The organism is Chitinophaga lutea, assembly GCF_003813775.1.
Classification (GTDB): Bacteria; Bacteroidota; Bacteroidia; order Chitinophagales; family Chitinophagaceae; genus Chitinophaga; species Chitinophaga lutea.
On sequence record NZ_RPDH01000002.1, the window covers coordinates 20,538 to 34,415 of the forward strand.

12 protein-coding genes and 1 pseudogene are annotated in these 13,878 nt (G+C 48.0%); 6 read left to right on the forward strand and 7 right to left on the reverse strand.

Annotation, left to right across the window (positions count from 1 at the left end):
* Positions 1 to 290: 290 nt before the first annotated feature.
* The 4 genes from EGT74_RS12365 to EGT74_RS12380 form a co-directional block, all read right to left on the reverse strand.
* Entirely contained in the window at positions 291 to 1,082 is a 792-nt protein-coding gene (locus EGT74_RS12365; RefSeq protein WP_123846901.1) for an SDR family oxidoreductase, read from the reverse strand.
* A 261-nt stretch (positions 1,083 to 1,343) separates the two neighbouring features.
* Positions 1,344 to 1,853 carry a hypothetical protein gene (locus EGT74_RS12370; protein ID WP_123846902.1) on the reverse strand — a complete coding sequence of 170 codons (510 nt, stop codon included), beginning with the start codon at positions 1,851 to 1,853 and terminating at the stop codon, positions 1,344 to 1,346.
* An 18-nt stretch (positions 1,854 to 1,871) separates the two neighbouring features.
* Positions 1,872 to 2,678, reverse strand: coding sequence for a helix-turn-helix domain-containing protein (locus EGT74_RS12375; RefSeq protein ID WP_123846903.1), 807 nt, complete (start codon positions 2,676 to 2,678; stop codon positions 1,872 to 1,874).
* Positions 2,679 to 2,693: 15 nt separating this feature from the next.
* Positions 2,694 to 3,095, reverse strand: coding sequence for a GlcG/HbpS family heme-binding protein (locus tag EGT74_RS12380; protein WP_123846904.1), 402 nt, complete (start codon positions 3,093 to 3,095; stop codon positions 2,694 to 2,696).
* Between the two features lie 561 nt (positions 3,096 to 3,656).
* Between EGT74_RS12380 and EGT74_RS12385 the strand changes: the two genes are divergently transcribed.
* Together EGT74_RS12385 and EGT74_RS12390 are read left to right on the forward strand one after the other, a co-directional pair.
* Complete coding sequence (locus EGT74_RS12385) at positions 3,657 to 4,001, forward strand: hypothetical protein (RefSeq protein WP_123846905.1); 345 nt, start codon at positions 3,657 to 3,659, stop codon at positions 3,999 to 4,001.
* A gap of 61 nt (positions 4,002 to 4,062) precedes the next feature.
* Positions 4,063 to 4,920: an alpha/beta hydrolase gene (locus EGT74_RS12390; protein WP_123846906.1), complete on the forward strand. Its 858-nt coding sequence runs from the start codon at positions 4,063 to 4,065 to the stop codon at positions 4,918 to 4,920.
* A gap of 128 nt (positions 4,921 to 5,048) precedes the next feature.
* Here the strand turns inward: EGT74_RS12390 and EGT74_RS12395 are convergent, their stop codons facing one another.
* Positions 5,049 to 5,489, reverse strand: a complete 441-nt coding sequence (locus tag EGT74_RS12395) for an SRPBCC family protein (protein WP_123846907.1) — start codon at positions 5,487 to 5,489, stop codon at positions 5,049 to 5,051.
* Position 5,490: 1 nt separating this feature from the next.
* A complete protein-coding gene (locus EGT74_RS12400) occupies positions 5,491 to 5,988 on the reverse strand; it encodes a DinB family protein (RefSeq protein ID WP_123846908.1) in 498 nt (165 codons plus the stop codon).
* A gap of 163 nt (positions 5,989 to 6,151) precedes the next feature.
* Between EGT74_RS12400 and EGT74_RS12405 the strand changes: the two genes are divergently transcribed.
* Both EGT74_RS12405 and EGT74_RS12410 read left to right on the forward strand, forming a co-directional pair.
* Positions 6,152 to 7,141, forward strand: a complete 990-nt coding sequence (locus EGT74_RS12405) for a GlxA family transcriptional regulator (protein WP_123846909.1) — start codon at positions 6,152 to 6,154, stop codon at positions 7,139 to 7,141.
* 76 nt (positions 7,142 to 7,217) lie between these two features.
* Positions 7,218 to 8,309 (forward strand): hypothetical protein, encoded by a 1,092-nt coding sequence (locus EGT74_RS12410; protein ID WP_123846910.1) that lies wholly within the window; start codon positions 7,218 to 7,220, stop codon positions 8,307 to 8,309.
* Here EGT74_RS12410 and EGT74_RS12415 read toward each other — a convergent pair whose 3' ends face one another.
* Complete coding sequence (locus tag EGT74_RS12415) at positions 8,310 to 9,659, reverse strand: sulfatase family protein (RefSeq protein WP_123846911.1); 1,350 nt, start codon at positions 9,657 to 9,659, stop codon at positions 8,310 to 8,312.
* A gap of 338 nt (positions 9,660 to 9,997) precedes the next feature.
* Here EGT74_RS12415 and EGT74_RS12420 point away from each other — a divergent pair, with 338 nt between their 5' ends.
* Positions 9,998 to 10,582, forward strand: coding sequence for a hypothetical protein (locus EGT74_RS12420; protein ID WP_123846912.1), 585 nt, complete (start codon positions 9,998 to 10,000; stop codon positions 10,580 to 10,582).
* 53 nt (positions 10,583 to 10,635) lie between these two features.
* A pseudogene (locus tag EGT74_RS27185) lies at positions 10,636 to 13,866 on the forward strand (efflux RND transporter permease subunit).
* The last annotated feature ends 12 nt before the right edge of the window (positions 13,867 to 13,878 follow it).

The window sequence follows — 13,878 nt, forward strand, 5'->3', positions numbered from 1 at the left end:
TTTTAGAAGTTTGCCGGCAACTACCGGGTTGTAAAATTTTTGCGGCAATAAGGACACAAATGATAATTGTATTGCCGGTTTGGGCACGCAATGAGCACGCTATTTGGGAAGCAGTAAATAATTATAAATAATTGATTACATTAGCGCCAAGTTTTTTACCCGAGTCCCTTTCGTCTATGAAAAGAATTGTTTTTACCCGCTCTCAGAGAAAAACAGCTGGACGATATACCGCCAGCTGCCTGATATTTCAGCCCGACTGTCGGAACAAATCGGAACTATTACAACTTATATTAGCTTTTTGCAGTCCAAGCTTCCACTTGAAGCTGCTTCACGAAATCTTCAGTTTCTTTTGGATGAACATTTCTAAAGTTTGAGTTGTCATCTAAAATTACTTCCACCATACGGTCAGCCATTGATTGAGGATCTAATTGACTTGCTAAAGATTCTGCTGCACCATCAAATGCGGATAGTGGGGTAAAATTAGCTTCAGGGTTATACCAACGGAAAATCGAATCAACGCCACGGTCATTAAATCCTGTACCAAAAACACCTGGGTTACACGTTGCAATTTTAATATTGAATTGTGCCAGTTCTGTCTTTAAACCTTCTGCTATCGCTCCCATAGCATGCTTAGATGAACAGTATGCTGCAACGTACGGTACTGTCCATAGTTCACCCATTGAAGTAGTAAATACAATCTTTGCAGCTTTCTTCTGTTCTACCCATTTTTTAATAAAGCCCTGAGCAACCTGAAGACCTCCGAAAACATTAACATCAAACATGTCTCGGATCAAATCAATTGGTTGTTCTGCTATTGGTCCTCCCTGCATAATACCTGCATTACTTACCAAGATATCTATATCATATCTCTGATGAATATAGTCCAGATCGCGCGCATCAGTTACATCCAGTTTATCAACAATAAGATCAAGACCTTGTTCACCTGCCTCTCTTTTAAGGTCACTTACCTGTGGATAAACCTGCGCTGTTGCAATTACCGTATGTCCTTTTTTTGCCAGATCAAAAGCTACAAGTTTACCAAACCCACTTGCTGCGCCTGTAATTAAAATAGTTTTGCTCATTTCTATATTATTTAAATGTGATAAATTGTCTATATGTAAAGGTCGAAATTTCGAATGGCAACCAATATCACTATAAAGCTCATTTTTGTATTACCAGATAGTCCTCTTTAAATTTTGTATTTTAATGCTAAAATTTGCAACCGGGAGCTGCAAACATCTGGAAGTTGATTCAAGGGGGTACTTCTTATTTATGAAACTATTTAACCTACTTTAAAAATGTAAAGTATCTAACATCCTTCATTTATAGGTCAAATATTCAAATTACTGTTGCATAGTATGCTCGAGGCCATCTAACAAATGGATATTCCTGTTATGCAAGAATGTATCGACAACCAACAGTCCCATACATAAGACCGCAAATCCAAGACTGATTCCTTTGTAATATTCTTTTAGAAAAAACAAAGATGACAAGGCGAAAATTGCTCCGAGAACAACCCATGTTAATCTCAATATTTTATAAATATTGTTGTCTTTCTGAACTTTCTTGTATTCTACCTTAAACACCTGCGCCGGATGCTTTTTTATCTGCTCCTGCAATTTTTGAACATCAGTACCTCTTACCGAAAGAAGATACGTACCATAACATAAGTTGACTGCAAGGAGAAATGAGATCGGAATAGCCATCCCTTGTCCAAGGCTCATCTCACTACTTTTGAAAAGCAGCGCTACAACGGGAATAAACAGTACAGCTGTCATGATCATCCATTTACCCTGTTCAATTTCGCCTCTTGTCCATAATTGAAAATGCTGAATCAGTTCTGTTTTTTCCATCAATGTTAATATGATTATTTAAGCAATTTCAGAAGTTGTAGTTCCGTATTTCAGCTTGAACGAAGAGTAGAAGTGAGATAGATTTTCAAATCCCAGATCAAGGTAAAAATGGGTCGGCTTCTGCTTCTTATATTTAATGAGATGGTATGCTTCCTCTAAACGCTTATCTTTGATCCATTGTTTTGGCGGACAATTGAATACTTTTGCAAAGTCACGTTTAAAGGCAGAAATACTCCTTCCTGTTAGCTTGGCAAAAGTTTCCAGAGGAACATTGAACATATAGTTATTTGTCATAAATTCCTCCAGATCAATTGCATGAGGCTTTGAAAAATCAAAAAGAATATATTTAAAGTCTGGATTACTGTCCAAAAGCAACTCGATGGCTTCCCTGATCTTTAAATCGGCCAATTTAGGTGTAGCCTGCTTGGTTTTATTGATATACGGAGCCAGTGACAGAAAGTAACTATGTAAAAATTCGTTGGGTTCAAAAAACAATTTCTGGTTTCCATTATAACGCTCCTTAACTGCAATCTTATTTTCTAAGGCATACTGCTGTAAAGTTGTTTTATCCAATGTAATTGCAATAAATTTATAGTTCCCTGATTTTGAAGGGTATTTAATAGTACGGATCAACTGGTTTTTCCTAACCAGCACCACAGTATTTTCCTTGATGATTATTGAGCCCTGTTCATGGAAGGCCTGCGTCTCACCGGCCAATTGAAATCCCAAAAAATGATCAGGATAGAATTCTTCTGTTCCGCGCTGTGTCTCATAAATGCATGAATACACCAGCTTGTCAAAAATCATTTCTCGTGAAGATTCCATAACAAAATTTTTTAGTTACATCATTGCAGAAGCTCCGGAACTTGCAATTTCTTTATCCTGATCTGCCGTTCCACCTGAGCATCCTATGGCACCGATAACAACGCCATCCTTATTTTTTATCACAACACCACCTGCAATTGTCAAAAGCCCGCCATTGGAATTAATCATCCCATATGAGTGAAGTTCTGCTCCTGCAATAATGGTTCCCATAACATCGCTGTCCACTCCAAACATTACAGCTGTCCTTGCCTTTTTTATCGCGAAATCGACAACTCCATAAACACTGTCCAGTCTTGCAAAAGCGACCAGATGGCCTCCTGTGTCCACAACTGCAATACTTACAGGTAAGTTTAAGCTTTTTGCTTTCTCAATTGCAGGATTTAATATCAAATTTGATTGTTCGTAACTGATATTCATTTTATATTTTATTTTCCTGAATTATTCTCTCTTATTAAGCTTGTACAACGCCACATTTTTTCCAAATATGTCTTCTAAAGTAAACAGCCCCTACCTAATTCATCATGATGTGCTTTCCCTTTTCTAATGTTTCAGCCGAAACGGCGTGCGTTTAAAATTGCCAGGGAATTGTTTATTTTAAGAAGCCCGAATTTCCACTTCAATTCTGTTCCATCCTAATTATAATGTAAATGTACAACAATCAGAAAGGGGATTGTAGTTGTATTCGGTTCAATTTTATATTTCCAAAAAGCCCAATCTTTTTGTAAAGACATAACCAGATCAACGTAAAATTCCTTATTAAATATATTTGCTAAATGGGCCTGTTATCTTTAATCTTCAATTCTGATTAAGGGCGAAAAGAATTTCCGGTGAGCCGGAGTTAGGAAAATTGGGCAGGAACGGTTGCCAACAAGGAAAATCGATAACTTTAAGCACGCATAGGTAAGCGGCCAACAGAAATAGAAGTTTTACAAAACAGACGGCAAAGAATACATCAAAGTATAATTAGGATCAAAGAATATGACAGTTGATGAAATTTATTTAAACATTGGACAGAGCATCATGAATGCTATAGAAGCAGATAATTGGACGAATGCGCAGTTGAATATTGAAATTGTAGGAACAGGAGTCGTAGGATATACCGGGGACTACAATATCGGGACGGCCAAGCATGACATCTCCGTCAGAAAAATCCCCCGGGAGATCAGGAATTGGCTTAAGGAGTTGCACGAAATAACTACTGAAGGTGGCAGCAATAAATGGAATAAGTCAGTTTTTACCCTATCGCCCGATGGTAAATTCGATATGAAGTTTATTTGGGATCAGGAGTTGTATGATGAAATCGAAAGACTGGCAAAAGCCTAAGGTGCTTTACAGATAGTATGAATGCGTCGATCCAACCCTGAACCGGATTTAAATCATTAATATGAAAAAGCTAGTTTTTAATCTTGCCATGCTGACGTTATTAACGCTACCTGCTTTGGCGCAAGGTATTCCTGAAAACGCTCCTCGTGGTTTTGACTCCCTGCGTGCCGGCATACCGCATGGCCGGATTGATACCATCAGCTACAGCTCGGTAACGGTAGGTAATCAGCGTAAAGCGCTGGTATATACGCCACCGGGATTTTCAAAAAAGAGCCAATACCCCGTGTTATACCTTTTGCATGGTATCGGCGGCGATGAAAAGGAATGGCTGAGAGGCGGCACGCCCCAGGTAGTGCTGGACAACCTGTACGCCGAAGGGAAAATCAAGCCTATGATCGTCGTGATGCCTAACGGCAGGGCCATGAAAGACGAGCGGGCCACCGGTGATGTCATGGCTCCAGACAAAGTACAGGCGTTTGCTACTTTCGAAAAAGATCTGTTGAACGATCTCATTCCTTATATACAGAAGAAGTATCCCGTGTACAAAGACCGGGATCACCGGGCCATTGCCGGGCTTTCGATGGGAGGGGGGCAGGCACTGAATTTTGGCCTGGGTAATCTGGACAGCTTTGCGTGGATCGGGGGATTTTCGTCCGCGCCTAACACCAAAACACCGGAGCAGCTGGTGCCGGACCCCGCGGAAGCGAGGAAAAAAATAAAACTGCTCTGGATATCCTGCGGTGACAGCGATAGATTGATTTCCTTTAGCAAACGCACGCATGACTATCTGCAAAAGAACAATGTGCCGCATATCTATCACATCGAGCCGGGCGCACACGATTTCAAAGTGTGGAAGAATGGATTGTATTTATTCTCCCAACTGATCTTTAAACCGGGGGACGCTTTACACAGGGATTAATCGGGACTGCCCGCCTGCCTGTTCCGGGCAGGGTGAAAGCCTGCAAATTATTGACTTGCGGGCTTTTTTATAACCGACAACATGCTCGCGATACCAGGCACCACCTGCACTTACAGGTAGCCGGTCCTTCAGTCCGCTTTTGTGATGACATCCGTGAGCCGCTCCTGTATATACTGCGTCCATGCGGGCGCGCAGGAATCGTAACATTCAAACGCGGGCACCAGTCCTATGTGCGTGAACGTGATTTTAGTTTTGCCGGCTTCTTCCGAGATGTCAAAACTGATCCTGGTGCCTTCCCATTCGTCCACCTTATCTACAAAGCTGAGATTGGCTTCCGTCACCAGCCAGACCACCTTCTTCCCCGGCACCAGTTCCACCAGTTTTTGTTTGGTATAATGCATGCCGCCTCCCGCGAGAAAACTGAATTCATCGCCGGGCTTTTCGGAGCTTCCTTCAAATGATTCGCCATGCAGGCCCGACCACCAGGCCCTGACATTTAAGATGGCATTAAAAGCGGCTGCGGGTGTTTGTTCCACCCAGATGGCGGTAGTGAAATCCTGATTCGTCATGTTACCTGGTTTTTAAAAATTGCAGTTGTCCCAAATGATAATCAAAATGGCTCGTTCTGCTTAAAACAACGTTGAGTTTATTGCGGTGCGGTTCTTTTTCAAAATCCTCCTGCGATACGGAAGTATGCCTTTGAAACCATTCCTCCGGACTAATGGCCGCCATTTTTTCCGCCAGTGATGTTTTTACCCTGGTCCATTCCTGCCGCAGTTCGCTGACAGCGGGCAATTCGCCGGTTTGTTTATCAGGCGTGTGTACGAATGGCTGGAACAGGTGTTCGGCTATCTTCTCATACCCGAGCAAAGGGAATATGGAATCGGCCAGCGCGGTAAGATGCCCCAGCAGGTAGATGCCCCTGTTCCTGCCCGGGGCCACTTCTTTTTGCAGCTGTTCGTCCGATAGCTCGGATAACAGTTTGTCGAACTGGCCGAGTTTGGAATGCCAGGCGTCGTGCACCATTTTGACGAATACCTGTTGTTGTGCGGTGTTATTTCCTGTCATGATCTTATGGATTAAAAGTGTGGTATTGGCTTGATGAGTTTGTGTTCTTCGTGGTAAAACAAAAGTAGTGTCTATCCGAAAGACGCAGCGGTGGTGAAATGGACATTATGGCGGGTTGATTTGGACAGGGTATATCCTTACCTTTGTTGAAAGACCATTCCGGATGAAGCACATCACGTTATTATATCCCGAGGGGCAGTGCAACCTCAGCACCATCGCCTGCATACTGGGCACGGTAGAGATCTTTTCAAGGGCCGGGGAGTACTGGGTACAGGCTGGTAACACCCCCAGGTACCGGCTGGTAGTGGCGGCCACCGTTCCCAAAACACAATACGTCCATAACCTGGTGGCCCTCAGCCCGGAAACCTACATCGGGGATATCGCAAAAACGGACCTGATTATCATTCCGTCCGCCATGCCGGGCGAAAACACGGCCGACCGCCAGGTCATGTTCGACTGGATAAACCGGCAATACAAGGCCGGCGCGGAAATAGCGAGCATGTGCTCGGGGGCTTTTATCCTGGCGGCTACGGGTATTATGGACGGCAGAAGCTGTTCCACGCATTGGGCGTTCGCAGACCGGTTCAGGAACATGTATCCTGAAGTGAACCTGCATTCGGATAAACTGATTACGGATGAAAAAGGCATCTATACCAATGGCGGCGCCTATTCTTTTCTGAACCTGCTGATATACCTCGTTGAAAAATATTACGACAGGCAAACGGCCATTTTCTGTTCCAAAGTGTTCCAGATAGAAATGGACAGGAACAGCCAGTCGTCATTTGCCATCTTCACAGGGCAGAAACAACATGGCGATACCATGGTGCAGCAGGCCCAGGCTTACATTGAGAACAATATCGACGAAAAAATCTCTGTGGAAGGCCTGTCTTCAAAGTTCGCCACCGGCCGCAGGAATTTCGACAGGCGGTTTATCAGGGCTACCGGTAATACCCCTGTGGAATACGCGCAAAGGGTGAAGATCGAGTCGGCGAAAAAGGCGCTGGAAAGCACCCGGAAAACCGTTAACGAGGTGATGTACGAAGTGGGTTATTCGGATGTAAAGGCCTTCCGGGAAGTGTTCCGCAAGATTACTGGACTGTCGCCACAGGAGTATAAAAACAGGTATAATAAGGAGACCGCCGGAAAATACTGACGGATAACAACATCACCCGGCAGGCCGGAAATTACATCATGCCATGGTGTTGTACCTTCGTCACATATCAATCATCATGAGAACCTTGACAAACGTTATGATCGGTGTCGGTTTATCATTGTCGGCATCCGGAAACGTACACCCCGGATGGACCGCTAACCGCCTGTTGCCGGTGAAAGCCAGCATGGATACAACGGTTACGCCTGTCAGGCATTATATTTTCTTTTCGCGGGACAGGGAAAAAATCCATACCGATACTGCTTTTTTGTTGCACCCCGGCATCGAGGGCGCACAAATAACGTACGCCTGGCGGCAGCTGGAACGCGCGAAGGATGTGTATGATTTCAGTGAAATTGAGGACGACCTGAATTTTCTGAAATCAAACGGCAAGAAATTGTTCATCCAGGTACAGGATGTAACCTTTTGGGAGAAGAACCACGCCGTACCGGAATACCTGACTACCGATACTGCCTATCACGGAGGAGAAGAGCGTCAATGCGTAACGCTGGAAAACGGGCAGGATCGGTGCGGCGGATGGTACGCCCGCCGGTGGGACCCGAATGTGGCGGCCCGCTACCACAAACTGCTGCAGCAACTGGCGGAAAAATTCGATGGGCGCATTGAAGGCATCAACCTGCCTGAAACATCCATCGACGTTTCGGAAAAAAAGCCGCCTGCTGGTTACAGTCATGAAAGATACCTGGTGGCCCAGAAAAACAATATGAAAGCGCTGCGGGACTATTTTAAGCGATCGGTGCCCATCCTGTACGCCAACTTTATGCCTGGCGGGACCGGTTACCTGAAGCCACTCTATGACTATGCGCGGGAAATGAAAGTAGGTATGGGAGGTCCCGACATTAAAGTGTACCGCAGAATGCAGATGAAAAACAGTTACCCCTTGATCAGGGAGCTGTCGGGCATTGTGCCTACCGGCGCAGCCGTTCAGGACGGCAATTACAACTTAATCAACGACAAAACGAAAGATACCGTTAAACTGGCTGAAATCCTGGACTTCGCACAGCATTACCTGCGGTTGAATTATGTTTTCTGGTGTACGGAAGAACCCTTCTATTCCAAAGAAGTGTTGCCGTTATTGGGGAGGCTGCATGAGGCCGGTGTTGTTCGCCGGAACGGACAGCCGGTACTTTCTGGGCTTCTAGTTGACTGATCACTTTCTCAGCGCCGGCAGCGCCCTGAACCAGGCCAATGCCTTCCCAGTCAATTGTGCCGTTTCAGCGGGGTGTTGCCTGGATAGATCGTGTTGTTCGCCCGGGTCTTTTTCAAGATCATATAGTTCCGCACCGGCGCCATTCGCATTCACCAGCAGTTTCCATTTGCCCTGCCGTACCGCAACTGAGGGGCTGCGGTTTTTGCCGCGCGGATAACCGAAAGTACTGTCGTTGCGCCCATACTCCCAGAACAGGGTGCGTTCGCGCGGGGACGGCTTTCCCAGCAGCACATCCGCGCGGTCCACACCGTCGACGGCCGGTTGCGGCACCTGTTTGACGCCGGCCAGTTTGCAGAACGTGGGCAACATATCCGTAGCGCTCAATATGGAAACGCTGTCTACCCGCCCGCCCTTCGTGGCGCCAGGGTACCGCACGATCAGCGGCATCCTGATGCCGCCTTCGTACAGCGACAGCTTCGAGCCTCTGTATTGTCCGGAGCGGGTATCGAACGTGGGCAGTGCGCCGTTATCAGACGTGAAAACGACGATCGTGTGCTGATCGATCCCGAGTTTCTTCAATCCTTCCATCAAGCGGCCCATCTGGCGGTCATAATTTTTCATGACGGCTTCAAACTGCCGCCGTCCCTGCGCGCCTTCCGGGTATCGCTGCATGTCCTTTTCGTCGGCTACCCAGGGGGTATGCACATCGTCCGGCCAGAGGTTGATAAAGCAGGGCTGGCCTTTGTGTTTGGCGAGAAATGCCAGCGTTCTGTCTACGAAGTACCCGGTACGGTCCCAGCGTTTCACGCTGTCTGTTTTCGACCAGATCCAGTTCTCCGCGGTGATCAGCGGATCCGGGTCGGGGCTTTCCCAGGTGCTGCTGTATTCATCAAAACCATATGCCTGAATGGAGGGCGCGTTTTTTACGTCCCGGCCTCCGCCGAGGTGCCATTTGCCGAAGTGTCCGGTATGATACCCGGCACTTTTCAGCAGTTTGGCAACGGTGGGAACATCCGCCCGGAGAAAGTCCGCCTGTTCGCATGCCGCGTTGCCTTTCCGGGTTTGCAGGTAGCTGGTGATGTTCCACCGGGCGGGATAGCTGCCCGTGAGGAGGCCGGCGCGTGAAGGGGAACAGATAGGCGAGGCGCTGTAGTATTGCGTAAAACGGATGCCTTCGGCGGCCATCCTGTCGAGGTGCGGGGTTGGGACGAGGCTGCCGCCGTAACAGGCGATGTCGCCCACGCCCATATCGTCTGTCAGCACCAGGATGATATTGGGCTTTTGTTGCGCAAAGGCTGCGGACGCGGTCAGGCAGAGGCAGATGGCGGCGAGGAATGTTGTGATTTTCATAAAAGTCTTGTTCGGCTGCCGGCAATGCCGGGGTGTAATGGTTTGGGCGGCAACCGGTTCTCCGGAACCGGTTATCCATGAAAATAGCGCGATTTTTAAAGCCCGGAGAATGCTGACAACAACGCGTTGAAAGCCTCCGCGCCCGTTGATGACAATCACTGCGGGTGTTGACAGGCGTCAATGAATAAGAACGTTTATAATCCTAGTTTTAATACAGATTTCACGTAAAGATCAGGTCAGGACGAAGCACTGCAAACCGGGAACCGCTATATATTGAATCCTGTCATTATCGCCTGCGGTAACAGCGGCATCAATGAACAACAATAAAAGCATTTAATATGAAAAAGCGAAATCCAATTCTCATACTTGCCGGTATCCTGTTTGCCTTTTCCCCGGCCATGGCCCAAAAAGACAGTAGCGGTATTTACCGTACAGCCACCGACTTCCAGCAAAGGAAACTGACCTACGCAATCAACTACAAAACCGAAAAGCACAAGATAAGGAGGAATATTTTATTGAAGGGCGGCGAAATAAAGGTCAGGCACAATGGCCGGACCTATACGCTCGATAAAAACGCGACGTACGGTTTCAAGGATACGAACGGGAAGGTGTTCAGGTTCGTTGGCGGGAAGGAATACCTGTTGCTGAACCCGGATGAGCCCATCCTGCTATACGAGTATAAGCACATCGCCCATTCTCCCAGGGAGACGGACAAATATCCGCCGGAATATTACTTCAGCAAGGATGCATTTTCGGCGCCGCAGCCATTGACGAAATCGAATCTCAAAGCAGCCTTCCCTGATAATCACAAATTCCATGACGGGCTTGATGCTGCGATGGCATACGACTCCGGGTTGCATGCCTATGACAGTTTTCATAAAATGTACAAAGTGAACTGGATTTTACGAAACGCCGGCAAATAGCGTACTGCCGGCAATCACCGATATCCCATACCCATTCCGTTAAATCCGTAACAATGATTGAGAAAATCATTTCCTGGTCGATTCATAACCGTTTTTTTGCGTGGCTGGGGATTATGCTGATAGTTGCCGGGGGTGTTTACTCCATCAGGGAAACGCCGGTGGATGCATTGCCGGACCTGTCGGAAAACCAGGTCATCATTTTTACGGAATACATGGGCCGCAACCCCCGGATTATCGAGGATCAGGTTACCTATCCCCTGGTATCGAACCTGCAGGGGATCCCACGCATCAAATCCATCAGGGCAACATCCATGTTCGGCATGAGTTTCATATTCGTGGTGTTTAAGGACAACGTGGATATCTACTGGGCGCGCACAAGAGTACTGGAGCGACTGAATTACGCACAGCGGTTTTTGCCCCAGGGCGTCACACCCAGCCTGGGGCCTGACGGCACGGGGCTGGGGCATGTTTTCTGGTACACCCTCGAAGGCAAGGGATATAATCTGGGCGAGCTGCGGGCTTTGCAGGACTGGTACGTAAAATTCGCGCTGCAGAATGTTGAGGGCGTGAGCGAAGTGGCTTCTTTCGGCGGTTTTCAAAAAAGGTACCAGGTGACCGTTGATCCCCACAAGCTGGTGTATTACGGCGTATCGCTGATGGATGTGACCCGCGCCGTGGCGGCCAACAACCGGGATGCCGGCGGCAGCATGTATGAAATGAACGCCACGGGTTACCTTATCAGGGGAGCGGGGTATATCACTGGCCTGGAGGATATTCGGGAAATACCGGTAGGCACTTATAAATCCATTCCCATCAAATTGAGTGATGTTTCGGAGGTGCAGATGAGCTCGGAAGTTCGCCTGGGTATTGTAGAAGAAAACGGTGAAGGGGAAGTGGTGGGCGGCATTGTGATCATGCGGTTCGGGGAAAATGCCAAAGATGTCATCGAAAGGGCGAAAGCAAGGATGGCGGATGTTGAAAAAGGCCTTCCGCCGGGTGTCCGGTTCAAAACGGCGTATGACAGGAGCGATCTGATACTGGGTGCAATCGGCACGCTGAAGGAAGCATTGTGGCAGGAAGTTTTGATTGTCTGCTTTATCGTAGTCCTCTTCTTGTTCAGCATACGAAGCGGGCTGATCGCGGTTTTTTGCATTCTGCTTTCCGTGCTGATCGGGTTCATGTTGATGAAGCTGTTCGGCATTACGGCCAATATACTTTCCCTCGGGGGCATCGCCCTGGCGATCGGGGATGTTGTAGATCCCAGTATCGTGATGGCTGAAAACGCCTACCGGCAATTAACCAACCGGGTGCTTCAGCATAAATAAAAACGATGCGGTATGACGGAGAGAAAAACAGTAAAAGAGAAAGAGCGGATCGGGCACACCCGGGAAATACCGGAAAGTGAAAGAGTCTCGATCATCGAGGCCTCGTCCCGGGCCCTGGGACGTCCTGTTTTCTTTTCGGTGATTATCATGATCATTTCTTTCGCGCCTGTTCTATTCCTTACGGGGCAGGAGAAGAAGCTTTTCTCGCCGCTGGTTTTGACAAAAACTTTTTCCCTGCTGGGAGCCGCCTTTCTAGCCATCACAATCGCCCCGATGTTAACCCGGTCGTTCATGCAGTGCAGGCTGGTCCCCGAAAGCAGGAACCCGGTGTCCCGGTTCTTCATTACGATCTATAAACCGGTAGCAAGATGGTGCCTTACCTGGCGTAAAACCGTTTTGGCGATGTGCCTGGCCCTGGTAGCCGGCAGCGTGCCGCTGGTCATTCATCTCGGAACGGAATTTATGCCGCCGCTGGATGAAGGCTCGTTGTTATTGATGCCGGTCACATTACCGGATGTTTCCAACTCGGAAGCGAAGCGGATCATGCAATTGCAGGACAAGATCATAAAAGGGATTCCTGAAGTGGACAATGTATTGGGGAAAGCCGGGCGCGCCTATACCGCTACCGACAACGCGCCTGTCAGCATGATTGAGACCATTATCGTGCTGAAGCCCAAGAGTAAATGGAGGAAAGGAATGACGAAAGAAAAGCTCATCAGGGAGATGAGTGACAAGATACAGATACCCGGGGTCGTGGTCGGCTGGACGCAGCCGATCATCAACCGTATCAATATGCTTTCGACGGGCATACGTACGGATGTGGGCGTCAAAATATACGGCAAGGACCTCGACAGTATCTATGATATCGGGCGTAAGCTCGAAGGGGCCCTGAAGGATATCCCCGGACTGGTTGACCTGTATGTGGAGCAACTGACAGGGGGGAAATACCTTGATATCAGGATCAGGAGGCCGGACGCGGCGAGGTATGGATTGAACATAGATGATGTGAACATGGTCATTGAAAGCGCGCTGGGCGGCATGAACCTGACCACAACGGTGGAAGGAAGGGAGCGCTTTAGCGTGAACCTCCGGCTGGCGCAGGAGTACAGGGACGATATTGACGAGATCCGGCGCATACCCGTGCAAACGATGAAGTACGGCGTCATTCCCCTTTCGTCAGTGGCAGACGTGGAGGTGGCGGAGGGGCCGCCGATGATCAATTCCGAAAATGCCATGCTGCGGGGCACGGTATTGTTTAATGTCCGCGGCAGGGATATGGGAAGTGTGGTGAACGATGCCAGGAAAAAGGTAGAAGAGACCTTCCGGCAACTGCCGCAGGGATATTATATTGAGTGGAGCGGGCAATATGAAAACCAGGAAAGGGCGCAACAACGGCTGGCCGTTATCATCCCGGTGGTATTGCTGCTTATTGCCGTTATATTATATTTCACTTTTCATTCGTTCACGGAAGCGGCGATCATATTCATCAGCGTACCGGTGGCGCTGATAGGCGGCGTGTATTCACTTTATTATTACCAGGTCAATTTTTCCGTGGCTGTTGCGGTCGGCTTCATCGCGTTGTTTGGGGTGGCGGTTGAAATGGGGGTGCTGATGATCGCCTACCTCAACGATTCCATCAGGAAACTCGTGGAAGAAAGCGGCAAAATGGCCGCCCCGGTCACCAGGGAAGATCTGAAGGCAACCTTCCTGACAGGCGCCACGCAGCGCGTGCGCCCCCTGCTGATGACCGTGTTGGCAAACATTTTCGGCCTCATACCGGTATTGGTTTCAACCGGTACGGGCAGCGACGTAATGAAACCAATTGCGATCCCGTTCGTTTTTGGCCTTATCACTGCCACATTGTTCGTGTTGATCGTACTGCCGGTGATTTATCACCTGATAAAAGAACGGGAGCTGAAAAAATATGGCCGGCCGGCCACCGTATCCGTTAAAACGTAAATACCCGAATTA